Here is a 25,699-nt window from a genome sequence, read left to right as displayed (position 1 = left end):
CAACATACCGCTAGCAACGCTCTGAACATAACAAAATAATGTAGAGAGATTTGAACTAAGGCATAAGCAGAATAATGATCTAAATCAATAAATCAGCAAAAATAATTTAACACAATAATCCACGTAGAATTTACGCAAAGTTAGGGGCATTATATGCAAATGAAAATTAACAACGACACTTATGAAGTACTAACCAGTCAAGATATTGCTCATATTGAAAAAGCAGTAGATAAATCAGCGTTAGCTATGCCATTGGTTGCCGTCTATTGTGGCTCACGTTTGGGCAATAGTGATGTCTATGAGCAAGCAGCACGCGAGCTTGGTCGGGCTTTGGCAGACAATGGTATGGGCTTGGTTTATGGCGGCGCAAGCATCGGTCTTATGGGTGCAGTAGCTGACGAAGTTATAAAAGGCGGGGCGCAGGCTGTCGGTGTGATTCCGACCTTTATGCTTAAACATGAAATCGCTCATGAGCAGCTAACACGTCTGCATTTGACTGACACGATGCATACGCGCAAAACAGTTATGGCAGAGTACGCTGATGCTTTTATCACTTTACCGGGCGGACTTGGAACGCTGGAAGAGATAATGGAAATCGCCACATGGCGTCAACTATATCAACATGAAAAACCGATGATCATTCTTAATATCAATGGCTTCTATGATCGTATGATTGACCACCTAAAATATACTACTGAGCAAGGTTTTATGAAGCAGCAGGATCTCGATCGTTTGGTGGTTTGCAATACCATTAACGAAGCGATTGACTTGTTACAGACATTAGTAACGATAGACGATGCGGTTGATACAGAAAAAATGGCAGGAACCGAGAGCCAAGTTCTATAAAACTAACTGAGTAGAACGCTATAATATTAATAGCGATGCTATCAGTAATTATGATAAAAAATAAAAGGGAGCAGGGGACCAAAGACTGGTTATCTGCTCCCTTTTTTATGCCTTTCCCAAAGTTACAAGCTAATGATAAATACTATATTTTAACAGCGGACAAATCAGCTGAAGTTGCTTCACAAATACTAAGATTAACGCCAGCCATTGCCTGTGGAAACCCACGTTCTTCGGCTAATATACGCGCAACCTTGTCAATCGCTAAGCTATCGTTGTGCAAAAGATAAGACCAATTATGGGCGTAGCGGCTACGATTTGCAGCTGTATCATTATCTACTAAACCAAGCTCTGTCAGCTCATCAACGATCTGATCAGCAGCAATCAAAGTTGAGGATGCTTTGACATTCTCTGCGCGCGCATAGCGTATATTAGAATACAGACTTACATCAGCCACCCGCAGCGTGTCATCCTGCCCCGGAATTTGCTGCCCACCATATAAGGCATTACCGACCGTACGTGCGCTATGAAATGTCGGTACAAACTCAGCCACATATTCAATCGCTTGCTGGCTACGCGCTTGTAGCGGCGCTTTATCCCAACCATCTTCAATATAATGTACATATTGCTGCGGTAGCTTAGGCTGCGCGCTACCTTTATTAGAGGCGACTAAACCATCACTAAATAAGGTAATCGCTTTACTCATACCGTGAATCTGAAAGTAGCCACCCGGATAGGGGGTGAGCTGCGCCATACCTTCTGGCGTACCGCGACTACCATAGATAATAATCTCTGGTATCTGTCCGCCAGCATCATCCCAGTGCGTAATATAAGAGGACTTAAACTCAACCATACGCGTGACTTTGACACCGACCATATCGTCGATAACGCCGGTACGAAAGCCGCAAGCATTAACTAGATAATCAACTTCGATAGACTCGGTTTGCGGCTCGCTCGCTTGTTGGTAGTCAATACGCCACTTAGTGACATGGTGATCAGCGTTCGAACAATTCTCGCAATCTACAGGCATTACTTGCTTGATTTGGGTATCCGTAAACACATGCGCATGGTCATATTCTGCTAACGCTAGCTGTGCAGAGGCCGCTAAACGAAAAATATTCCAACCGTATTCTTGTACGACAATCAGCGGAAATTTGACTTTGTTTAAGTCCAAATACTTGGCAACCGGTATCATCCATTCATCGACCGTACTAGGCACTGCGACTTGCTCACGTTCAGACAGCTCTAGCACTTGCTCGTGACTATAGAGCTGATAGTAATTTTCAGGCTCGCCCAGTACTTTATTATTCGCATCTTTTGCAATAAGCTCACGATAAGCGTCCGTTAAAATATCAAGTCGCGGTAGCAAGTCTTCGGGCAATCCTTCATCGCGATTCGGTACTGCGAATACAGTTGGCCGTACATCAATCGTATAAGGGTAAAGCCGCAATATATCGATACATTGTTTGAGAAGTGCGACGCAGTCTTCATCAGGGATTTCACGATACAGATTGCCACCAGCATGCAAATGACACATTGGCGGCCCATCGATAAGCGATTTTTTCTTTTCAAATAAGTAAGTCTCAAGCCCTAAAGCGGCTAGGCGAATAGCAATAGTTGCTCCTGCTGTACCGCCGCCCAGAATACCAACGCGTTTAGGAGCTTCGGTATTCTTTAGCGTATAAGATAAAGCATCGTGCTGGACGGATTGTGATTGATCTTTGATAAAAGATTGGGTCATTGTCGTTGTCATATCCTTGATAGCATTAGCATAAGGTCATGCTCGGCGTATTCGTTGAGTGTCTTTTTATATATTTTGTTAAATGCGTTATTTGTATTGATATGCGTGCAGATACCAACAAGTTCAACGTCTATATTGAATCGTGATAGTCATACTTTTAATTATTTATGAGTATTGGTATTTCATGACGTTATTTTACGAAAATCTATAACCAACATGATGGCAAATAAGTAAGTAGATGCATTAGTTTTGTCAACGAATAGCTGTGATTAGCATTGGGTGGACAAGTAATGAATAAGCAAGTATTAGATAGATAAGATTCACTAGATGTGAGAGTAAAATCAAAATTAATTTTGATGATAGTTAACATTGATTCTTAGAGTAAGAAACAGACTAGTTTAATGAATTTGTAAAAATTACGCGCTTTTGTAAACTTATATTTTGATAGAAACGACTTTTTCAAAGCATATGCTATATTAAAATGCTTGAAGTCAAGTTTGAGTGTATTGATAAATCAGAGCTTAGATTACAAGTAAAAATATGCATAAAAATTTAAACTAACAAAATTTTGTTCTTAATTACAAGGAAGTTATTATGAAACGTATTCTTATGTTATCTGCATTAACGGGTGTTTTAACGCTTACCGGTTGTTCTACATTAAACAACGTGTTTGGTAATGACAAATCAGGTATGCATGATGTTAAAGCAACTAGCAATAACACAGCGCCAGTGGTTAGTAAAAATGGCGTGTTAGTTGATGCGACCAATCACATGACTTTATATACCTTTGATAAAGATTCAATGAATAAATCAGAATGTGGTGCCGCTTGTTTAGTCGCTTGGCCTGCATTTATGGCACCTAACAACGCTAAAGCTTCTGGTCAGTTTGCTGCATTCCAACGAGAAGATGGCAAGTACCAGTGGGCAATGAATGGTAAGCCATTATATTTCTACGCCAATGATACAAAAGTTGGTGACAAAGATGGTGATAACAAGCTTGGCGTTTGGCATGTTGTTCCAGCCAAATAAAGTATAAAACTACAATATTAATAATAAAAAAGCAGCCATTATAATGGCTGCTTTTTTATAGAACGCTTGGCGAGAATATTCGTAAGCCAAGGTTAATGATGAGAAATTAGCTTTATTTTGCTTTGTTCTCTACCAGTTCGCTATCTATTTGGATAGGGACATTAATAGAGATACCTTCAGTGAACGTAGTCGTACCATAGGCAGCACAATCGATATTTCTGATAGCACGAAAATCAATGACTTAGCCTATATGCTGCTTGCATCAAACACTAAAAACCGTTAAAATCGCGGTTTGATTTTCCCGCTGGGGAAGGCTAGGTGAGCAGAGGTGTGGTGTTGGGTGCTGGAATAAGCCAGTGACGCAGTTGCCAGACTTGCAGATGTCCTTAGTGCCTCAGTTACGTATGCTCAGTGTTGCAAAAACTTTGACCCATCGTCAATAATACTGTGTATACATCGGACATAGAGAGTTTATTATGCGTAAAGATATCCATCCTAATTACCAAGAAGTTTTATTTCATGACACTAACGCTGACGTGTTTTTCTTAACTCGTTCAACGGCTAAGACTAAAGCTACTCGTGAATACGAAGGTAAAGAATACCCATACTACCCACTTGATATTTCAAGTGCGTCGCATCCGTTCTATACTGGCGAGCAGCGTAAAACTTCTACTGAAGGCCGTGTTGCAAGCTTCAACAAACGCTTTGGTGCGTTTGGTGGCCGTAACAAGAAAGCTGCTGATTCTGCTGAATAATTTACGCTTATTGCGTAAACTTATTTTGCTAAGTAATAAAAAACCGCTGATAATTCAGCGGTTTTTTTTGCATTTTTTTAAGCGTTTTTAAGTGGTTTATCGTTTAGAGGCTTTTAATTGCTATGCCCATCAAGCTGAGAATTAAGCAATTGAGCAATCAACTCTGCCAATTGCTGTGCCCAAAAGCCATAAGTTAAGCTGCTTGGGTGAAAGCCATCGCTAGCAAACATAGCGGCGCTATCGATAGGGGTACCATGGGCATGCTTTTCTGCCGTTAGCGTAAAGTTTGCTGCCATATAATGTACACCGTTATGCTCAGCACAAACGCCTTCTAATACTTGATCAAGCCTTGTGGCTTTCGCACCAATAAAGTTATTAAGCGGAGAAGGTAGTGCTGGCATCTGTGCCATCGGTGGTAGACTTGAAAATATAAGCTCTCGTACACCAAATTTACGCTGAGCAATGGCAATAATGTGCTCAAGCTGCTGTTGCCACTTTACTGCAGAGACATTGGATGTAGTGTCATTAACGCCGACACTCAGAACCATAATATCAACTGGCTGGTAGGGAGTAGGTAGGACATACAGTCGACGTAAAATATCGAAACTGGTATGTCCAGTCGTAGCCTGTAACGACCAGCTAAGCGTATCAAACTGGGTGTGAGTGACTAGTTTTTGCTGTAAAGCAGGTATCAACTTGCCAGCAAGCGCTTCTTGCTGCGTCAAACTACCGACACCAGCTGCTGCGGAGTCACCTACAATCATTAGGCTCAGCGTTTTCGTAGTCTCACTTGCTACCATCTCAGTAGAGTCGCGTAATTGAATATGACCGTGTCTTTCGCCTTCTGGTTCAGGAAGGCGCACGGTATCGCGTTTGACTTTGCGACCTTGATATAAGTAAATAGGGGCGAGCAATACATCCTTGGCAATGGCTGACATTTTAAGAGGAGCTACCATCCTGCGCGCTCCCGTATACTAGTGAGACTGTCTTCCACGAGCAGTTTGCCATCGACGTAAACATCATGTAGTAGGCTATCCGCACCAGCACTTAAATCATCAACTTTTATGGTTTTTATCTGTCCGTTATCATCTTTTATCAGTGCTAAGCGGCCTTTTTTAGAGCGTTTAGAATGGCTAGTCACTGGATCTTTATAGATATCTTTCCATATCCCGTCGATACAAATGGCGCTGGCTTTCATCGCCCAGTTCATCGTATCGCGATTGACTTGCTGCAAAAGGCCACCACCCATACCAAAGGTAATATTCTCCGCGCTAAAGCCAGCGTTCATCACTACATCAATGATCTTACTTAAGCTTTGCGGGCTAATGCCATCACCTTGAATGATACGTACGTAATCAGGCAAGACTTTATAGCCTTTACTGTTAAGAGTCGTACCAAACTTTACTGCCAAACGTTCTAACGCCTCACGTACGACTTTGGTTGGCTCGCCACTGTCTGGTCGAATAACCAAGGTGCCACCCATATTTTTGACATCGTCTTTTAACGCATCGCCCCAGATATTATCAATGGCATTCCATAAGTCATAGCTATCAGAGACTACTGAAAAGGCTTTATCTTCACCACCAAACTGTTTAATCATATTGGCAAAAGCAGCAGTCTCTCCATCGCGACCCCATGCGGTCATGGTGCTGTGTTCAGCAGCAGGAATTGAGAACGCTGGCATATCATTGCCCATTTGATACCAACGACTAGCAGCAACCAAAGCAGCCATAGAGTCAGTACCAGCGAAATTAACCAAATGCGCTAAGCTACCGAGCGCTACCGACTCATGACTAGAAGCGCCACGTGAGCCAAAATCATGCAAACGGAAAATGAGTGATTCTGAATTATCAGCAGACTTTTCTAACGCACGGCGGATAACACCCTTGCAATAATGTGACACGCTAGCGACAGTGGAGGGATACCAAATGGCGCGCAGCAGGGCAGTTTCGATATAGCTTGGTAACCAATAAAAATCAGGATCAGTATTGGTAATTTGGCAAACGACATTGGATACAGGCACGATGCTGCCTTCAGGCATAGCCTCGATACGTAGAGGCAAATAACCGCCATGCTTATCGACCAAACGCTCCCAGCCAGCACGATTAAATGTCAGACCGTGAGCATGGATTACTGTTTCAGCTTCATCGATATCTTGATGAGTAATAGGAGTACTTAAGTACTCTTTAATAAAAGCTTGTAAGCCGAAAAATACCACATCATAGTCGCCACCACGGGCTTCGATGTAACTGGACAGATACTCACTGCCAGCTGGGTATTGCACCCAATGTGAGGTCTTATAACTGTCGCTATTAAGAATGAGATTATTCAAATTGCTGGTATACATCACAGAACTCCTCTGCTTTTAGATGTCACAGCTGCTTTTTTGAATGACAGTTGCGACGGTTAGACCCTTGCCGTCTATCGGCTTGGGCGATGAAACTAATATATATAGAATCTATAAAATAGAAGTTCATTAAAGGGAATTAATAAATTATATAGACTCTTGTTGGTCAAGAATTTATAGATAATGAACTAAGTGGTCAACTAAATGAGCTATTACAACCCAACCATTTTGGTGATGATCGCATAATGGTCTTCAAACATCATAGTGGCATCAAGCTCAGCCAGTGGTAACCAAAAAGCTTGAGCAGCATCATCGCCACCTTTTACTTTTGGCAAGCCTTTTGCGTCATTCTTTAGTTGAAAGTAAAATGCTTGGGTAAGCGTGCGTCCGCGTGCGGAGCGGTAAGGATCATCGAAAGTATGTTGACTATGACAAGAGCCGCGCAGTACGGGCTCTGGAACTTTTAGCCGAGTCTCTTCACGTAGCTCACGAATACAAGCGTCAAATAAAGTCTCTTTTGGATTAAGGAACCCGCCTGGTAATGCCCATAATCCACGTCCCGGCATGCTGCGCCGCTCTACCAACAAAATGTGTCCTGACTGTACGACCAAGGCATCAGCAGTCATAAATGTCGGTGGGTAAGGCGCAGATTCCCATTGTTTTTTATACTTATCAATAAAGCCTGCTTCCTCGTGCAACTGCTGATAGTGGCTCGTCTTTTTGAATTCGTTCAAGACTTTTCGAGTGGACTCAGGCGTGCGCTCAGGGGTAGGCGATGCACCCATTAGGTAGCTGTCGCGAATGGGTGTGGCAGATAAGTTATGATAATTTGGCACAGAAACCGATGCCCAATGAGGGAATAGCGATAAGTAATAAGAAGAGCTGTCTTTAGAGTGACCGATAAGACCGATATCGGCATTTAAGTCACCAGTGACAGATTTTACGCCCGCTTGGACATATTGTAGCCAGCGCGTGTCATTATAGAGTGCATCATCTAGGCCTACGCAATGAATGCGTGCGGCCTCATCCGCTGAATAAGCGCCTTGAATCATAGCTGCACGCTCAGCGACACTGAATGGATTGCGCAAACTACGCGGCAAATTGGCCGAACCGATTAACATGATTACTTCATCAGCACGTTTTAGTGCTTCGTCAATGACAGCTTTATGCCCACGGTGGAACGGTTGAAAGCGACCAATAAATACCAGATAGCGGTAGTGTTTACTCTCTTGCTTATCTGAACTTTGCTCTGATAATTCACTCATAGACGCCGATTTCCTACTACTTATTTTTTTGGTTGAAAATAATTTAATGACGCCAATACTGACACAGCCTATGACTTGCTGACAAGTGCAAAGATGTTTAGTGGTGTGTAATCACTGATGTTAGCGTATTTTATTCATTGTTTTTTAACGTATCAATTTTATTTTGAACTGGCTATAAAATAAAAGACCCCTCTAACAGATTAGAAGGGTCTTACTAAAAAAATCATTGATTAATAATTATAAAAATCTATAGCGAGCCAATTTTCTCTAAGCCTTGCTGTTCAATCACAGCGGTTAAGCCTTCGTCTTCTTCAATGCGTTTGATAAAGGCATCAAAATTTTTATAAGCAGACAAATCGATGTCAAACTTCTTCGCCCACGTCAGGGTGACGTAAAGATAGATATCAGCGGTCGTTTTAGTACCTGTTAGATAATCTTGTTTACCGAGCTGCTCATTGGGCAATCTCAGCAGATGAGTGATATTCTCTTGTGCCTTCGCTTTTAACTTTTCTTGTGCTGACTCATCTTCGATAAAACCATCAGGACCAAATAACGGGGCAAATGCTTTATGCAGATCGGCATTTAAAAACGCTAGCCAGTGCATAATCTGTGCTTGTCCGTCAGGCGATTCATCTGTACCAAAAATATTGGCATCAGGATAGTTGGCATCAATATAGACTTGGGTAGCAATGTTTTGAGTGACCACTGTCTCGCCATCAACTATCGAAGGTACCGCGCCTTGCGGATTAATGCGCAAATATTCTTCTGATTTCACTGAATCGTGATCTAACAGCTCAAGCTCGTAATCAGCGCCTGTCCACTCGAGTGCTGTATGTGGCACGACTGCGCATGTGCCTGGTATCACATATAACTTCATAAAATACTCCTTTATGTATTTAGGTATAATTATTCATATCACTGTATTAACGATATCAACTTTAGCTAATCAACCAAGCTTATTCAGTTATCTTATGTGAAGTTAATTTGGATAGATGTAATAGATATATAGGTTTTATAGACATAAAATCATTTTGCATGCTTCTCAATCCATGCGACAACCGTCGGCCAAATCTCTTTGGCAGCGTTACGGCTAATCATAATGCGGCTATGGGTATAATCGTCCAAATTTCCATTACTGATGGAGTATTCACGAAACACGTTAGTAGAATTATCAAAATCATTGAAAAACAATTCACAGCCATCGGTCGGGGAGATGAAGTTGTCGCCTTTGGCACTAATAGCATAGATAGGCGTGGTAATCATTGGCATATGCTGTCGATAATCGAAGCTGTCATCATGATTGGCATCTTTATCACTGAAGTCTTCTGCGAACTTGCTTTGCTCAATACTACTTTGTTTAATCTTATTCTGTTTAATAAAGCTACTTTTAAAGTTCTTTTGTAGGTTCCAATCAAACCACTGATTCATCGTATAGTAGCTTTCGTTAAAAGGTCCTAGTTTGAGCCTCTTTGCAGGAATGTAGCCAAATAGTCGTGTAAATAATTTGGCTGTTAGTATCTTAGTGTAATTTTTGCGATTTACTACCGCACCATAGGCTTGGCAGGCAAACATGCTGATGCTATTCAGCTTGGTAACATAAAGTGGGTTTTGGATTAAAAACATGGTCAAGCCAACGCCGCCACCGCTATGAGTAACACAATGCAAATTATCCAATTCTAATTCATCAAATAAATAACGAAAAGTCGCTTCAAAATCATAAGTAGCGACGGTTTCGAAGTTGAATTTATCTTTTGGCACTGAGCTGTGACCATGACCACGCCATTCCATAATATAGCAGTGATGACCAAAGCTGGCTAAATGCTCTGCAATTTTTAAGCAGGTGTGTTTGTCCGAAAACGTACCGTGCGTTAGTAATATATTTTGCGCTTTGGCTATAGAGCTGTCAGCTGCAACATTATCATCAGTCTCACTATTATCCTTTGCGCTATCAATAACTTGCCAAACAGCAATTTGCTCACCATCTTGAGTGGTCACTAGATTTAGCGTTTGTGTCATCATAAAAGTGGTCTCGTTCAAATCATTTACTCAAATCATTTAGTATAGGTACGCAGGATTCTTAAAAGATACCATTATTAAGTAGAGAGCGAGTAAACATCGTTCAAGTACTTTAATAATAGATGCTCTAATAACCAGTGCTTTAATAAAAGATACTTTAATAAAATGCCAAAAAATGGAAAGTTGCTCTTACTAGAGCTTTGCGCTTTTTATTTTGTATATCGCAAGAGACTACGATGCTTGATAATTGGCAATACCGTCTTAATATAGTCACTAATAGATATGGTATTTGCAATAGAACAACTTTGTATCGTTGTTTTTGTATCGTTGTTATAGCTTCACAGCATTTACGCTTTAGATTTGAGTATTAAAAAAACCAATAGCAGCCATTTATGACAGTCACAGTTAAATCACAGTGGCGCAGTCGGAATTATCGCTTGAGTGCGCTATAATAACCGTTATAACTTTATTGAAATCGTAGTTAAACCAAGCCAATATAACGATAAGCTGCGATGGTTGATAATCTGCCTATTTTTCAAAATTCACGACACAGCAGCCATGACAGATATAGCATTTGTGTCATAACGCATAGGAAACCTTATGAGTGAGCACAACCAAACTGACAGTCAATTAGACCAGTCTACAGACTTCGAATCAGCATTAGATACTGATCAAACCGAGACCAAAAGCAATATTACTATTACTGAGTCAGCGCAAGGTTACTTGGCAGATTTGTTGTCAAAACAAGATACTGACGGCATCGGTGTGCGTATATTCGTTGAACATCCAGGTACACCGCGTGCTGAATGCTGTATGGCATATAATCAGCCGGGCGAGGAAGATAGCGCCGATCTGCGTTTTACCTATGATAATTTCTCTGCATTTATTGAGGCGGCATCAGTCCCTTATTTAGAAGATGCCGTCATTGATTATAATAAAGATCGTTTTGGTGGTCAGCTGACCTTCCGTGCACCAAATTCTAAAGTGCCAAAAGTTGGCGCTGATGCGAGTGTCGAAGAGCGTATCAACTACGTCTTGCAGTCTGAAATTAATCCAAGCTTGGCCGCGCATGGCGGTGATGTACAATTGCTTGAACTGATTGAAGAAGAAGGCATTGGCTTAACCGCAGTATTGAAGTTCGGTGGTGGTTGCCAAGGTTGCTCAGCCGTTGATATGACCTTGCGTCAAGGCGTGGAAGTGCAGCTCAAGCAGCAAATACCAGAGTTGACTCAAGTCGTCGATGAGACTGACCATACTCGCACTGAAAACGCCTACTATAAATAAAGGTTTAATAGTAAGTAAGCGCTTAATAACTGCTAAAGACAGTATGAATAACGCTTATTAATTTTACAGCTTATGAATATTAGTCATTAAGTGTTGAATAAATTGCTATTCTTTTAATAAAGAAGCTGAGTTATGATGAACTCAGCTTTTTTTATTGCTATGATTTAGAGAATAGCTTTTTTAGAGATGATTTTTTAATCAAGACGTTTTCAACTAATGCCAAGGAGTATGTAATGAGTGATGGACAACCAGAGAATAATACTGATAACAGCCCAAAAAATTCGCAGCACCTAGAGACCTTAGCGATTCATGCTGGCTATACCGTGGAGCCAACCACCAAAGCCGTGGCGGTGCCTATTTATCATACTAGCTCATATGCCTTTGATGATACTCAGCACGGGGCAGATTTATTTGACCTAAAAGTTGCGGGCAATATCTATACGCGTATTATGAACCCGACTAATGCGGTGTTAGAAGAGCGCGTAGCAGCGCTTGAGGGCGGATTAGGCGGGCTCGCAGTTGCCTCTGGGATGGCGGCCATTACTTACACAGTACAGACCATTTGTGAAATGGGTGACAACATCGTTGCCGTATCGACACTATATGGTGGTACATATAATTTATTTGCGCATACTTTACCGCGTCAAGGTATCGAAGTACGCTTCTTTGACCATAAAAATCCTGACTCTATTCGTGATCTAATCGATGATAAGACCAAGATGGTCTTTGCAGAGAGTATCGGTAATCCACTTGGCAATATCATTGATATTCAAGCGGTCAGCGATATTGCCCATGAATACGGTGTGCCTGTGGTGATTGATAATACCGTGGCGACGCCAGCGCTTTGCCGTCCATTTGAGTTCGGTGCAGATATCGTGGTGCATTCATTGACCAAGTATATGAGCGGTACGGGTACGTCTATCGGTGGTGCAATCATTGATAGTGGTACATTTGCATGGGGCGACTATCCTGAACGTTTTCCACTCTTGAATGAGCCGGACGTTAGCTATCATGGCGTAAACTTCGTCAAAGACGTAGGTGCAGCGGCCTTTATTGCTCGTGCTCGCGTTGCGCCATTACGCAATACTGGTGCTGCCTTAAGTCCGCTTAATGCCTTTAGTATCCTCCAAGGTATGGAGACGTTAAGCTTACGCATGGAGCGCCATGTCCAAAACGCTCAAGCGGTGGCTGAGTATCTCAAAAGCCATGATAAAGTGGCTTGGATTAAGTATGCCGGCTTGTCTGATCATCCAGACCATGAGCTGGCTAAAAAGTATATGAAAGGCACGCCATCAGCGATTTTGACCTTTGGGGTGAAAGGCGGCCGTGAAGCTGGTGCACGTTTCATCGATGCGCTACAGCTCATTACGCGTTTGGTGAATATCGGCGATGCAAAATCTCTAGCAAGCCATCCTGCAACGACCACACACCGTCAGCTAAATGAGCAAGAATTAGAGCAGGCAGGCGTTAGTGAAGATATGGTGCGCTTGTCTATTGGTATTGAGCATATTGAAGACATCAAAGCAGATTTGGAACAAGCTTTAGCGTCTGCTTAGTGCATAATTGGTCATCTAAAAAAGCCCATATCGATTTGATATGGGCTTTTTTTATTGGTTTAATTGTATGGAAAAGGCTTAATTTTAGGCTACCAATACACGGCGTGCGATATCTCGATAGTCTTGTGACGCTAAACGTGGGCCAAACTGTTGAATGACTTGACTGGCGACTTCGCTGGCAAGACGACCACATTCTGGCAAGCTGTATTGCTGCGATAAGGCATATAGAAACGCTCCAGCATAGTTATCGCCTGCACCGTTGGTATCTATAACATTAGCTACTTTTGGTGTTGGTACTTCATAAATAACAATATCATCACCGTCCTTTTCAGGTTTATGGGCAATAACTGCACCATTCGCGCCATTAGTTACGACGGCTATCTGGCAATATTCAAGCAATGCACGTGCTGAAGCTTTATATTGTTTTTTCTCAGTAAATAACCGCGCCTCTTCACTATTGCAGAATATTACCTCGACTTTATTGCCTAGCATATTGAGTAGACCGTCTTTTGCAAACTTTACTACCGCTGGATCTGCAAAACTGACCGCGATTTTGGCACCATGAATACCTGCTTGTTGGCGCAACTGAGTCATGGCGGGTTGAATGCTCTCAGACATCGCTAAGTAGCCTTCTATATATAACCAATCTGCTTGCGTCAATGCTTCAAAATCGACATTCTCAGCAGTAATATCACTTGAAGTGCCAAGGTAGGTTTGCATTGTACGCTCACCATCGTGAGTAACAGCGACCACACACGATCCAGTTACGCCACCTGTATGTATCGACTTAGCTGAGGTTGCAACGCCAGCTTCGTTTAAGTCTTTTATATAAAATGTTCCTTGTACATCGTCACCTATGCGACAGGCGTAAAATGGCTTACCACCCAAGCTAGCAAAGGTAAACATGGTATTAGCTGCTGAACCGCCACCCGCTTTTTTTGATAGTTTGATTTCTGCCAGTTTTAAAAATGCCAATACTTGCTGTTGCTCATCAAAGTTTGCCAAGGTCATGTTGCCTTTGGTCAGCTCTGTCTCTTCTAGGGCTGCATCGCTCAACACAAATTCGTAGTCAACCAAGGCATTGCCTATCGCCATCACATCGTACATAGATTATCTCTCCAATTTTAATATTAAAATAAAACAGCGATTTCATTGATTGTTAAGCTTGCAGCTCAAGGAGGCGCTGATATAAGGCGTTCTTTTTGACGCCAGTAATATCAGCCGCTAGAGCCGCCGATTTTTTGACTGACATATCTTCTAATAGACGTTGCAAGAGCTTATCGTGGACGCTTATATCATCATCGTCCTGCGCTACGTTTACGCCTGCGACGACCACAACCATTTCGCCACGTTGTTGATTATCATCAGCCTTAACAAATTCAATAAGCTCCCCTAAAGTCGACTTGAATACAGTCTCAAAGGTCTTAGTCAGCTCTCGGCAAAAAGCTACCCCGCGATCCGCACCAAACACTTCTGCCATATCCTCTAAACTTGCTACGATACGATGCGGTGCTTCATAAAATATGAGCGTTTCAGTGCGCGACTTCAACGCTGATAGCTGTTTTTGGCGACCATGGGTTTTTGCAGGTAAAAAACCAATAAAGCTAAAACGATCAGAAGGTAGTCCTGCTACTGACAACGCGGCAATAGCAGCTGACGCACCGATAATAGGCGAGACCGTTACACCAGCAGCATGCGCTGCTTGTACCAGCTGATAACCAGGATCGCTGACCAATGGCGTTCCTGCATCACTAATCAATGCAACCGAATGCCCTTGTTGAATCATCTCAATAATCTTGGGTGTTTGGATAGCGCTGTTGTGCTCATGGTAGGCCCAAAGCTTATTATGTCCACGAGTTTTATTGTCTGTTGTACTGTCAGTGTTGTCAATTTTATTAGCAGTCTTGTCATCATCGTTTGTATTGCTACCTTTGGTATCGATACTAAAATGCGCCAATAGTTTCCCTGAGGTACGAGTGTCCTCACAAGCGATGATAGCCACTTGCTTTAAGGTCTCAATCGCGCGCGGCGTCATGTCGCTTAAATTACCAATTGGAGTAGCAACGATATACAGACAAGCTGGCATCGCGGTAGGGGTAGACATGAAAACCTCGTAAATATGATGATAAATAAAAACAGCATGATTGGTTTTTCGGCTATTATCATCATTGCCACTTATAAAAGCAGTCATAGGTATGATGTTAAATGCTGAAAAGTAGTTAGTTTATCATGTTGTGCTATTATAAATCTGAATTGACTATTCTGTGATTACTTATAAGTCATAAAGTCTATTTTTCATGCAAACTATTCTTGGAGTTGCTGTTTTTATGAAGGATGAGGAGAGCAAACGTTATGGCTAGGGCAACTAATGGTCATCGTCCGTTGGCTTTGACGTCTCCTAAGCAACGTCAAGGTAGTTTGTTTGAGCAACAGGCATGTCAGTTTTTGCAGCGACAGGGTTTAGTGCTTATCGCTCAAAACTGGCAGCAACCAAAAATTGGTGAGCTTGATTTGGTGATGTTAGAAATAGGGCAGACATGGTCGACATTGGTATTTATTGAAGTGCGTCAGCGATTACGTTCAAGTTTTGGTGATGCCGCGCTTAGTGTGACCAAGGCCAAGCAGCGCAAGATTATAAAAACGGCTAAATATTTTTTGCAACAACATTCTGAATACGCTCATTTTGAATGTCGCTTCGACGTGATTGCCTATAATATTGAACGCGCTACGAGTAACATTGCAAACAACGATAAAAATAACAATGATAAAAATAATATAGCCGAGCATTCCACAGCATCTTATCAACCAGAGTGGCTTTCGGGTGCATTTATGGCGACAGCGTGGTAGCGTATTGGGTTTGTGTGATTTAGAAAAATGTATTTAGCAATAAGCATAAAGCCGATATCTAATAAGCTGCCGTTACTAAAAACCTAACCGCTGATGGTAAAAATTGAGTAAAGTAACTGGCATGGTGCTCAGGGTAGAGTACTGATGCATGACAGTAATTAACACAACAACTCTGAATATAACAGTGCTGCTATGACCGACCATACTGCCTATATAATTATTATAATGTTTAGTCTGAATCAGTGACATGAATTTTCTATATTCTATTACTAAAACTTAAATATTGACTGTGCTTTATGAGGAAGATAATGACAAGGTTGCATACACTTAAATCCGTTTTTAAAACACCGCGTGTCGCTATAAATCGTACGATGATAAGTGCTATTGTAATGGCTAGCCTAGTTAGTACGGGCTGTACGACCAATTATTTGACCAATAGTACTGAAGGTACTTATGGCGTGCCAGTGACTGAACGGACTATCCCTCAGCGCTTGCTTGATCGTAGTATTGAACATACTGCAAAGATAAACGTCTATGGTTTGCAAGAAGACCTGCAAGCCAATAGTCGAATAAGTATTGACAGTTTTTACAGCGAAATTCTGCTTACAGGTGAGGTGCCAACTGAGGCTCTGAAAGTGCAAATCGAGCAAGTAGTCAGCTCTATGCCTGACGTACGCCGTGTCTATAATGAGCTAGATGTTAGTGTTGCTAGAGGCTATAGCTCGACCGTACATGATGGTTATATTACCTCAAAGCTAATGGCCAAAACTGCTGCTAATAATGCAGTCAAAGCGTCACAATTAAAGGCAGTGACTAATGATGGGGTGGTCTATGTTATGGGCAGAGTGACACCTACTCAGCAAAGCCATCTGATCGATATTGCCAACAGTACTGCTGGTATTACTGAGTTGGTATTACTGACTACTGTCGTGGATGACAGAGGCTTGCCTATCAATGATGCAGATATCATGTCAGAAAGTAATCCTGCCAACGCTACTACTGCGCAATCAACGGGGGCAACACCGATTATTAGAGAGGTCGCTCCAACAAACTCAGCAAGTAACGATACTTTAATAGAAGACAGTGATATAGAAAACAGCAACTCAACTGAGCAACAATCTTCCAGCCCTTATATTGATTTATACCAAAATCAATAAATTAGCTTTAAGTAACTGTTTCTATTTCTACGAAAAAACTTCTGTTTATATTTTCATTGATAAATAGGGTTTGGTTTATAGATGAATGACTTCATTTGCTGCTCTAAAGTCATTCACAATAACCTTTATCAGTCATAACACTAAAAACACGTCAAATTATGAGATAGCCAGTAAAATGACTGAATGCAGAAATGCAGACAAACAAGGCAATGGATTAGTCACCAAATCATTTGGCGTATTGGCAGCTGTAGACTGGGTAATCATAGGGATAATAACAATGAAAGGTTCGAATTCTGATAATGCACAACAAAAAACAGATATTACTGAGATAACAAACGATATTTCTGCGAGCAATCAACCTCGCAATACGCGTACGTTAAAGCTGGTAGGTGCAGGCATAGTGGCAGTAGGTGCTATTACGTTAGCCACTCAACAAGCGCAAGCATTGTCAGCGTTGGCAGTAGTAAATGGTATCACCTCAAACAGCGGCGTTAGTGTCAGCAAGAACATCTTATATGGTGACGAGCCAGCACAAGATTTGGATATCTATTACCCTAAATCGTTAGCACAGGCGATGAAAGCACAAGATACCATTAATAATACTTATCCGATGGTGGTATTCGTGCATGGTGGCTCATGGGAGAGTGGCAGTAAAGACGAATATGCTTTCGTCGGTCAAAGCTTAGCTCAGGCAGGTTATGTCACCGCAGTGATTAATTATCGAAAAGCACCCGAGCATGTATATCCTGATTACGTTGAAGACACTGCCCAAGCAATTGCATGGAGTGTTAATAATGCGCCAAGTCTTCATGTTGACCCAAAGCGCGTAGCAGTGGTCGGACATTCTGCTGGCGCGTTCAATGCGGTAGCTGCAATGTCTAATGAAGATTTTTTGGCACCTTATGGAATTAAACCAAAAGACATCGCTGCGGTCATTGGTATCGCTGGCCCTTATAGCTATGATTTTCGTAAATTTGCCAGTGTGACTGCTTTTGCTGCTGATGCTACCCCAAATGCAGTGATGCCCGACCGTCAAATCAAAGGCGAGCAGCCACCGTATTTATTATTAACTGCCGAAAAAGACAAAGTTGTGCATAAGACCAATACCATCAAAATGACTCAGGCGCTGAAAGATCATGGCGTAACGGTGGAAAATGGCGAAATCGAAGGTGCCAGTCATGCTACCAGTATTGGAGCGATGGCACCGCCATTACGTTGGGTCAATGATGTACGTGCGCAAGTATTAACTTATTTAGATAAAAATTTAAAATAGACAGTTTAATAAACGTAGAGTTGCTACATGTGCTTATGAGTAGACAGTACTGTAAGATGGTTAAACTCTTGTTATAATGATGCCTTTGTATGAAGCCTAGCATTTTTATGCTAATGCCAATCAGTATTGGTAAGCAAATTATACAAACTCATATAGAACATACAAACGCTACTTCTAATATAATAATAGGATATTCTATGAGCATGAACGCTGACGATTTAATCGCATTTTTACAGCAGCATTTTCCAGACGCTTTTATTCAAGCTGCCAATCAGGGCAATAAGTTTGACGTACGCGTAGTCGATGCCAGCTTTGAAGGCAAACGTGCCGTACAGCGTCAACAATCTATCTATGCATTGGTCAATGACAAGATTGCTAGTGGCGACATCCATGCCCTTAATATCCAAGCATTAACGCCTGCTGAGTGGGAAGTACAGTCACAAGGTTAAATGTTTTTATTTTTATAGTGCAAGCTTTTAGTTTTCTAATTTACTGCACTTTTCTTCACACATACAGCTAGGTTGTCACTTTTATGGATCAGTTTTTAATCACCGGTAGTAGTCGTATCGCAGGGGAAGTTACTATCTCTGGCGCCAAAAATGCCGCTTTGCCATTGCTTGCAGCTATGATATTGGCTGAGACCCCAACGACATTGCACAATGTGCCATCGTTACAAGATGTGCGGACGTTGATTGAACTGATCGGTGGCATGGGTATCGATATCCAAAAGCAAGGCGATACGGTCACTTGCAATACCAAAAATATCGATAACTTTTATGCACCCTATGATCTAGTAAAGACCATGCGCGCATCGATTTTAGTACTTGGGCCATTGCTAGCACGTTTTGGTGAAGCAGAAGTCTCATTGCCAGGCGGCTGTGCTATTGGTTCACGCCCTGTTGATCAGCATTTAAAAGCATTTGAAGCCATGGGTGCTACAATTAGCGTAGAGAATGGCTATGTAAAAGCACAAGCACCTAAAGGTGGCAAGCTGATTGGTTGTAATTTCTCATTTGATATGATTACCGTTGGCGGTACTGAAAACGTCATTATGGCGGCAGCACTTGCTAAGGGTACGACGGTCTTGGGTAACTGTGCGCTTGAGCCAGAAGTCGTTGATTTGGCCAATATGTTGGTGGCGATGGGTGCAAAAATAGGCGGTATCGGCACCTCAACGATGACTATCGAGGGCGTTGAGCGCTTGCATGGCTGTGAATATTCAGTAGTGGCTGATCGTATCGAGACAGGCTCTTATCTTGCTGGCGCGTTGATGACGCGCGGTGATGTGTTGACCAAAAACACGTCTGCGTTATTATTAACGCCCGTGTTAGAAAAGTTCGAAGATATGGGTGCCGTGATTACTACAGGTGATGATTGGATTCGCGCCCAAATGACCGGTCGCCCAAGATCTGTAAACATCCGTACTCAGCCGCACCCTGGCTTTCCAACTGATATGCAAGCGCAAGTAATGGCGATATCTTGTTTGGCAGATGGTACCAGTACCTTTATCGAAAATATCTTTGAAAACCGCTATATGCATGTGCCTGAGCTCAATCGTTTGGGTGCATCTATCCAAGTGGATGGTCATGCAGCGGTAGTAACAGGCGTCGAAAACTTCACGGCAGCACCTGTGATGGCGACTGACTTACGTGCATCGATGTCATTGGTAATGGCAGCTGCGGCAGCTGAAGGTGAGAGCTTGATTGACCGCATTTACCATATCGATCGCGGTTATGAACATGTTGAAGAAAAACTACGTGCGCTTGGCGTTAATATTGAGCGTATCAATACTAATGATTAACCTTACGATGCTTTGTGTGTGACACGCAGATTTATCCACGTTATAACATTAATAATCCCTAATATATTGCTAATCACCTGATATATAGGGATATCAATTGTACACGGACACCCTGTCATTATGACTGAGAAAACTGAACGCTTACAGACTAACGACTTATTGAATGAAGTAGACAACGAATTTAACGGCTTAACTTTAGCATTATCTAAAGGACGTATTTTAGAAGAGACGATGCCGCTCCTGCGAGCAGCTGGCGTTGATCTCCTCGAAGATCCTGATGCGTCACGTAAGCTGATTTTTCCTACTTCAAACCCCCATGTCCGCGTGCTTATTCTACGGGCCAGCGATGTGCCGACCTATGTAGAACATGGCGCTGCTGATTTTGGAGTAGCAGGTAAAGATGTGCTTCTTGAACATGGTGCTAATCATGTTTATGAATTGCTAGATCTGAAAATTGCTCAATGTAAACTTATGACGGCTGGCGTAAAGGATGCACCATTACCCAATCGTCGTCTGCGCATTGCTACTAAATACGTCAACGTCGCTCGTGCTTACTTCGCTAGCCAAGGTCAGCAAGTAGACGTCATCAAGCTCTATGGTTCTATGGAACTTGCGCCATTAGTTGGCTTGGGTGATTTGATTGTTGATGTGGTCGATACCGGTAATACTCTACGAGCTAACGGTCTAGAGCCGCGTGAGCACATTTGTGATGTCTCTTCTCGTTTGATTGTCAATCAAGTCAGCTATAAGCGTAAGTTTGCGTTACTTGAGCCTATCCTTGAAAGCTTTAAAGCTAGTATCGCTGCTGCCTCTTGATGGTCATTTGTCTGATGCATGTTAAGTGTTAGCGTTATTTATTATTGATAATACCAAAAGCTATTATGTGAGTTTTAAAACCAGTTTGGCGCTCTATGATAGACATAGCATGCTAAACTGGTTTTTTCGTGTGTATTTACTGGAAGATATAAGCCTCTTATCATTTGCTTATAGCAATAAGTAAGTAGGCTAAAGCCATTATCCCATTACCATAGTTTGATTGTTTTTATAGCGTTTACTTTCTACAGAGATCTTTTTAGCTTAAACATAGGATTGAGTCATGCGCCAGTTAAGTACCCAAGATACCGATTTTGAGCAGCAGTTAACGGCACTGTTAGCCTTTGAGACGGTTAATGATGCTGATTTATTAAAAACCGTTGATGATATTATTACCCAAGTACGCCGCGATGGTGATAATGCAGTGTTAACATTGACTCAGCAGTTTGATCAGCATCCAGCAACGACGATGCAAGAGTTAGAGCTATCGAAAGATTCACTTGCTAAAGCTTTTGATAATTTGGATGCGAAAGTAAAGTCTGCATTGACGACAGCGGCAACACGGGTACAGACATTTCATGAACGACAAGTACAAGAGACTTGGCAATATGAAGATGAGCTAGGCAACCGCTTAGGTCAAAAAGTCACGCCACTTGATCGTGTGGGTATTTACGTACCAGGCGGGCTCGCATCTTATCCGTCTTCCGTGCTTATGAATGCTATTCCTGCAAAAGTTGCTGGCGTTACTGAAGTCATCATGGTCGTACCAGCGCCTAAAGGTGTGCTTAATCCACTAGTATTAGCAGCGGCACATTTAGCACAAGTTGATCGTGTCTTCACCATTGGTGGGGCACAAGCTGTTGCAGCATTAGCATATGGCACCGAAGCTATTCCAGCAGTGGATAAAATAACGGGTCCGGGTAATAAATATGTGGCGGCGGCTAAACGTGCCGTTTTTGGACAGGTAGGTATCGATATGATAGCTGGCCCATCTGAAGTATTAGTATATGCAGAAGGTGAAGCGCAAGATCGCGCTGACTGGCTAGCTATGGATTTATTGTCTCAAGCTGAACATGACCGTATTGCCCAAGCGATCTTTGTAACGACAAGTAGCGAGCAGCTAGCAGAGGTAGCTGCTGAGATTGAAAAAGCATTAGCAGAGTTGCCAAAAGCTGATATCGCTCGTGACTCTCTACAGAATCGTGGTGCGCTTATCTTGGTCAAAGATAGAAGTGAGGGTATGGCACTCGTTAATCGTATTGCTCCTGAGCATTTAGAGCTGTCTGTTAACGACCCTGATGCGCTGCTTGGCGATATTCGTCATGCTGGTGCTATATTTATGGGACGTCACACGCCTGAGGCCATCGGTGATTACTGTGCTGGCCCTAATCATGTGCTCCCTACATCGGGAACTGCGCGTTTTTCTTCTCCGCTAGGTGTCTATGACTTTCAAAAGAAATCATCAATCATTTATTGTAGTGAAAGCGGTAGTAAGCCACTGGCTGAGACAGCTGATATTTTAGCGCAGCGTGAAGATTTAGAAGCTCATGCGCGCTCAGCTCGTTATCGTTACCAGTAAAATGCTTTTAAATAGCCGATATATAGACAGGATAGCGGCTATAAAGAACCCTTTGTCAGAAATACATAGTCGTTATAGTAGTGACTGTATAGAATTTAAGTAGGATATTAATAGAGACTATTTTTTAGGTACCACTTCTAAAATAGCCGCAAAAAAATCTTATCTGATTTGGTTACTATACATAGATAAGGTTTATATCCTACAAAGACAAAGAAGTTTTACTCCTGTTTATCAGGTAAGAGCTGATGTAGAGACTGCTCTCCCGCTATTCATAAACAGAGCGTTGTAAACCTAATTGAGGCATGATTATTACTATCATTTTATGTCTTGTCTGCAACCATTTTAGCTATTAGTAGGATAACATATGAGCGAACGAAAAGTTGATACCAGACTTTGGTCATCCAAAGCGCGTAACTTGTCACCTTACGTCCCTGGCGAGCAGCCTCAGCATGCTAATTTATGCAAATTAAACACCAATGAAAACCCGTTTCCGCCATCGCCGAAAGTGGGGGAAGCCATTGCTAAAGTCTTAGAGCAGCAAGCTGATGATCTACGTTTGTATCCAGCGCCTGAATCTGATGACTTGCGTAGTGCATTAGCACAGCTATATAGTCTTGATGTAAACCAAGTATTTGTCGGTAATGGTTCAGATGAAGTTCTAGCTTTAGTATTTGCCAGCTTCTTTTTAAAAGAACGCCCTGTGTTAGCGCCAGATATTAGCTATAGCTTCTATCCTGTTTATGCACAGACCTTTGGTGTAGAACTGGTGCAGATTGCGTTAGAGGCTGACTTTAGTATAGATCCTGACGCTTATCGTCAGCCTTGTAGTGGTATTATTATTGCCAATCCTAATGCACCAACAGGTCTATTGTTATCGCTTGCTGATATTCGCAAACTTGCCAGCGAGCATTCTAATTCGGTGGTTGTTATTGATGAGGCCTATATTGACTTTGCCTGTATAGATGAAGTCAGTTCAAACACACAAGCTTCAGCAGTAAGTTTAATTAATGAGTTTGATAATATCTTAGTGACCCAAACCTTTTCAAAGTCTCGCTCTCTGGCAGGTTTGCGTGTTGGAATGGCTTTTGGAAATGCGTCATTAATCGAAGCATTGACCCGTATGAAAAATAGCTTTAACAGCTATCCGTTAGATAAGTTAGCTCAAGCTGGAGCGACTGCCAGTGTTTTAGATGCCGACTATTTTGAGCAAACACGTCAGCAAGTTATTGATTTACGCGAGTCATTAACGATTCAGCTGACGGCATTGGGCTATCAAGTATTGCCATCACATGCTAACTTTGTGTTTGCCCGTCCTCACGACGGTGATGCTAGCGCAGTCGCTAGCACATTGCGCGAACAAGGTATCATTGTGCGTCATTTTGATAAACCACGGATTCAGGAATACTTACGTATTACTATTGGTACGCAAGCACAACATGAGCGTTTAATTGATGCGCTGACTGCCATGCAAGCGACCAATGAAGACAGTAACTCTATATCAAATATTGGCTAATTTTTTATTAGTGCAAAATTGAATTATTCGCTGGTAGTTAACGTTTTTATTAAGTTAGAAACCAGCAAATAATTCACCTACTCAACTTTGTATTTAATTATATGAGTCTTTTCAACTGCTCAGCTAAAATTTTAAAAGCAAATTTTTTAGGTTATGCCTGCTTGATTTAATACATTCAGTAAGTTGCCGACTTTATCCAGACATTCTTGATATTCTTCGTCACAATCAGAGGCGACAGTAATACCGCCACCAGCCCATAAACTTACTTGCCCTGCTACATTCAACGATGTATCGGCTTGCAATGTACGAATGAGCACATTCCATTGACCACTCCCATCAAAATTCATAAAGCCCATGGTGCCACAATAAGCACCTCGCGGTCCCGCTTCTAATTCAGAGATGATTTCAACAGCACGCCTTTTGGGCGTACCAGTGATTGAGCCTGCAGGTAGACTACCAAATAATACTGCTAACGGATGTGCATCGGGCTTTAGCTCAGCGGCAATGGTACTGACCATGTGATGCACATTGCTAAAGCTTTCAATTGCGAATAAATGCGGTACTTTTACACTTCCAGTTTTGGCATATTTACCTAAATCATTACGCAATAAATCAACAATCATGACATTCTCAGCACGATCTTTATTACTGTCAATTAATTGCTGCTTTAAGGTTAAATCTTGCTCATCATCCATACCTCTAGGGCGAGTACCTTTGATTGGTTTAGTAATAATGTGATGCGAGCCTGTAGCAATATCTTTTATAAAAGTAAAAAACAGCTCAGGTGAGCAGCTCAATAGCTCAAAGCTTAAGGGTGGGGTTTTGACATGCTTAACGTTTTTAGCATGGTTATCAGTTGTTGAGTGGTTAGCTTCCAAACTATCTAAGTTATCTAAGTCACCTAAATTACTATTAACCCCTAAATAACCAGCAAATGGTGCCTGAGTATTTCGATGTAGGGTAGGTAAGTAGTCAATGAGCGTTGTTATAGAATCATTATAGTTGTATGAGCTATCTAACTTATTAAGGCAGCCTTGCCAAGCTTGCGTTAGATTGATTTGATAACAGTCACCCTGTTGTAAGTAGTCTTGAGTTTTATCAAAAGCATTCTGATAATCATCTTTATGCCAGCGCGCATTCAATACTAAGGGAGTTAGTTGGCATTCAAGATTGTCAGCTGTCTTTTTTATCTGGGATAGTTCATGGTCTAAGATACTAAAGTAAGATATAAGCTCAGCTAGTATTGAACTTGTTGTTTCGTTATCAGTATCCAGTGCTAAAGTATTTAATTTCCAGCCAGTTTTGTCTTCATTAGACGGGGTCAGATAGATATCATAATGTCCCAATACCGCACAAGGCTGCGCTGCCAGTTCGATTTTAGCTGCTGGACTTAATTCATAAGCAGCAATGTCATAACCAATAAAGCCTATTAGACCGTGATGATAACTTGGTTCCTCATTAGATTTATCTATTAAGTTTGAAACGCTACTATCAGACTCGTAAGCCTGACTATAATGGATTAGTTCATCCTGCCATTCTGAATAACTCATATGCGCTGTCGTTAGTGCATTACTATCATTTCGAAAGTTTTTTATTACTCTATATTTAGAATCGGGCAGCTGCTTGTTAGATATTTTGCTGTCAGCAGAGTAAACAGACCAGCTTACTTTAGGTAGTAGGCCAATTACAGGTCGCCCATTATTATTTAACCAAACCAATTGCCAATTAGCTTTAGTATCTTGGGAAAGTAAATGCCTCTGCAGTTGTGGTAGCAGTTCTGCGGCTGATAAGTCGCCAAAACGCCAGCTATTTTTAATAGCTGGCGTTTGTGCATATTGAGTCTGTCTAATCTCATCTTGAGAAGAGTTTGATGCGAGCAT

The 25,699-nt window shown here is 41.9% G+C and carries 22 protein-coding genes; 13 read left to right on the top strand and 9 right to left on the bottom strand.

Features of this window, described 5'->3' with window-relative positions; translation table 11 throughout:
• The first annotated feature begins 153 nt into the window (after positions 1 to 153).
• Complete coding sequence (locus tag AK825_RS12610; protein ID WP_068038053.1) at positions 154 to 846, top strand: TIGR00730 family Rossman fold protein; 693 nt, start codon at positions 154 to 156, stop codon at positions 844 to 846.
• Positions 847 to 988: 142 nt separating this feature from the next.
• Here AK825_RS12610 and AK825_RS12605 read toward each other — a convergent pair whose 3' ends face one another.
• Positions 989 to 2,584, bottom strand: a complete 1,596-nt coding sequence (locus tag AK825_RS12605) for an FAD-dependent oxidoreductase (protein ID WP_068038050.1) — start codon at positions 2,582 to 2,584, stop codon at positions 989 to 991.
• 594 nt (positions 2,585 to 3,178) lie between these two features.
• Here AK825_RS12605 and AK825_RS12600 point away from each other — a divergent pair.
• Positions 3,179 to 3,613, top strand: a complete 435-nt coding sequence (locus tag AK825_RS12600) for a hypothetical protein (RefSeq protein ID WP_068038047.1) — start codon at positions 3,179 to 3,181, stop codon at positions 3,611 to 3,613.
• 476 nt (positions 3,614 to 4,089) lie between these two features.
• On the top strand, positions 4,090 to 4,368 hold the full coding sequence (locus AK825_RS12595; protein WP_068038044.1) for a type B 50S ribosomal protein L31: 279 nt from the start codon (positions 4,090 to 4,092) through the stop codon (positions 4,366 to 4,368).
• Positions 4,369 to 4,481: 113 nt separating this feature from the next.
• On the opposite strand, the gene AK825_RS12590 is transcribed toward AK825_RS12595, so the two are convergent.
• From AK825_RS12590 to AK825_RS12570, 5 genes are all read right to left on the bottom strand, one after another.
• A complete protein-coding gene (locus AK825_RS12590; RefSeq protein ID WP_068038041.1) occupies positions 4,482 to 5,324 on the bottom strand; it encodes an SGNH/GDSL hydrolase family protein in 843 nt (280 codons plus the stop codon).
• Positions 5,318 to 6,715, bottom strand: a complete 1,398-nt coding sequence (locus AK825_RS12585; RefSeq protein ID WP_068038038.1) for a nicotinate phosphoribosyltransferase — start codon at positions 6,713 to 6,715, stop codon at positions 5,318 to 5,320. Before AK825_RS12585 ends, AK825_RS12590 begins: the two co-directional genes overlap by 7 nt.
• 212 nt (positions 6,716 to 6,927) lie before the next feature.
• Positions 6,928 to 7,980, bottom strand: a complete 1,053-nt coding sequence (locus AK825_RS12580; RefSeq protein ID WP_068038035.1) for a bifunctional nicotinamide-nucleotide adenylyltransferase/Nudix hydroxylase — start codon at positions 7,978 to 7,980, stop codon at positions 6,928 to 6,930.
• Between the two features lie 247 nt (positions 7,981 to 8,227).
• The gene (locus tag AK825_RS12575; protein WP_068038032.1) at positions 8,228 to 8,857 is read right to left on the bottom strand and encodes a glutathione binding-like protein; all 630 of its coding nucleotides are present in this window, start codon (positions 8,855 to 8,857) and stop codon (positions 8,228 to 8,230) included.
• 149 nt (positions 8,858 to 9,006) lie between these two features.
• On the bottom strand, positions 9,007 to 9,999 hold the full coding sequence (locus AK825_RS12570) for an alpha/beta hydrolase (protein WP_068038027.1): 993 nt from the start codon (positions 9,997 to 9,999) through the stop codon (positions 9,007 to 9,009).
• Between the two features lie 597 nt (positions 10,000 to 10,596).
• Here AK825_RS12570 and nfuA point away from each other — a divergent pair.
• Both nfuA and AK825_RS12560 read left to right on the top strand, forming a co-directional pair.
• Positions 10,597 to 11,280 (top strand): Fe-S biogenesis protein NfuA, encoded by a 684-nt coding sequence (gene nfuA / locus AK825_RS12565; RefSeq protein WP_068038023.1) that lies wholly within the window; start codon positions 10,597 to 10,599, stop codon positions 11,278 to 11,280.
• A gap of 233 nt (positions 11,281 to 11,513) precedes the next feature.
• Positions 11,514 to 12,836: an aminotransferase class V-fold PLP-dependent enzyme gene (locus tag AK825_RS12560; RefSeq protein ID WP_068038021.1), complete on the top strand. Its 1,323-nt coding sequence runs from the start codon at positions 11,514 to 11,516 to the stop codon at positions 12,834 to 12,836.
• A gap of 84 nt (positions 12,837 to 12,920) precedes the next feature.
• Here AK825_RS12560 and AK825_RS12555 read toward each other — a convergent pair whose 3' ends face one another.
• Complete coding sequence (locus tag AK825_RS12555) at positions 12,921 to 13,943, bottom strand: adenosine kinase (RefSeq protein ID WP_068038016.1); 1,023 nt, start codon at positions 13,941 to 13,943, stop codon at positions 12,921 to 12,923.
• A gap of 52 nt (positions 13,944 to 13,995) precedes the next feature.
• The gene (gene rsmI, locus AK825_RS12550; protein ID WP_068039488.1) at positions 13,996 to 14,940 is read right to left on the bottom strand and encodes a 16S rRNA (cytidine(1402)-2'-O)-methyltransferase; all 945 of its coding nucleotides are present in this window, start codon (positions 14,938 to 14,940) and stop codon (positions 13,996 to 13,998) included.
• Between the two features lie 248 nt (positions 14,941 to 15,188).
• Between rsmI and AK825_RS12545 the strand changes: the two genes are divergently transcribed.
• The 8 genes from AK825_RS12545 to hisC all read left to right on the top strand — a co-directional run bounded on the left by AK825_RS12545 (position 15,189) and on the right by hisC (position 23,819).
• Complete coding sequence (locus tag AK825_RS12545) at positions 15,189 to 15,683, top strand: YraN family protein (protein WP_227514075.1); 495 nt, start codon at positions 15,189 to 15,191, stop codon at positions 15,681 to 15,683.
• 308 nt (positions 15,684 to 15,991) lie between these two features.
• Positions 15,992 to 16,840 carry a BON domain-containing protein gene (locus AK825_RS12540; RefSeq protein WP_068038010.1) on the top strand — a complete coding sequence of 283 codons (849 nt, stop codon included), beginning with the start codon at positions 15,992 to 15,994 and terminating at the stop codon, positions 16,838 to 16,840.
• A gap of 277 nt (positions 16,841 to 17,117) precedes the next feature.
• Complete coding sequence (locus AK825_RS12535; protein ID WP_082785721.1) at positions 17,118 to 18,113, top strand: alpha/beta hydrolase; 996 nt, start codon at positions 17,118 to 17,120, stop codon at positions 18,111 to 18,113.
• Positions 18,114 to 18,310: 197 nt separating this feature from the next.
• The gene (locus AK825_RS12530; protein ID WP_068038007.1) at positions 18,311 to 18,562 is read left to right on the top strand and encodes a BolA/IbaG family iron-sulfur metabolism protein; all 252 of its coding nucleotides are present in this window, start codon (positions 18,311 to 18,313) and stop codon (positions 18,560 to 18,562) included.
• A gap of 83 nt (positions 18,563 to 18,645) precedes the next feature.
• A complete protein-coding gene (gene murA / locus AK825_RS12525) occupies positions 18,646 to 19,914 on the top strand; it encodes a UDP-N-acetylglucosamine 1-carboxyvinyltransferase (protein WP_068038004.1) in 1,269 nt (422 codons plus the stop codon).
• 120 nt (positions 19,915 to 20,034) lie between these two features.
• Positions 20,035 to 20,730, top strand: coding sequence for an ATP phosphoribosyltransferase (gene hisG, locus AK825_RS12520; RefSeq protein WP_068038001.1), 696 nt, complete (start codon positions 20,035 to 20,037; stop codon positions 20,728 to 20,730).
• Between the two features lie 280 nt (positions 20,731 to 21,010).
• Positions 21,011 to 22,306, top strand: a complete 1,296-nt coding sequence (hisD, locus tag AK825_RS12515; protein WP_068037998.1) for a histidinol dehydrogenase — start codon at positions 21,011 to 21,013, stop codon at positions 22,304 to 22,306.
• A 364-nt stretch (positions 22,307 to 22,670) separates the two neighbouring features.
• The gene (gene hisC / locus AK825_RS12510; RefSeq protein WP_068037995.1) at positions 22,671 to 23,819 is read left to right on the top strand and encodes a histidinol-phosphate transaminase; all 1,149 of its coding nucleotides are present in this window, start codon (positions 22,671 to 22,673) and stop codon (positions 23,817 to 23,819) included.
• 146 nt (positions 23,820 to 23,965) lie between these two features.
• On the opposite strand, the gene AK825_RS12505 is transcribed toward hisC, so the two are convergent.
• The gene (locus tag AK825_RS12505; RefSeq protein WP_068037992.1) at positions 23,966 to 25,699 is read right to left on the bottom strand and encodes an anthranilate synthase component I family protein; all 1,734 of its coding nucleotides are present in this window, start codon (positions 25,697 to 25,699) and stop codon (positions 23,966 to 23,968) included.

The sequence above is a fragment of the Psychrobacter sp. P11G5 genome (genome assembly GCF_001593305.1).
In the GTDB taxonomy this organism is placed as follows: Bacteria; Pseudomonadota; Gammaproteobacteria; order Pseudomonadales; family Moraxellaceae; genus Psychrobacter.
This window is presented reverse-complemented; position numbering and strand designations above follow the sequence as displayed.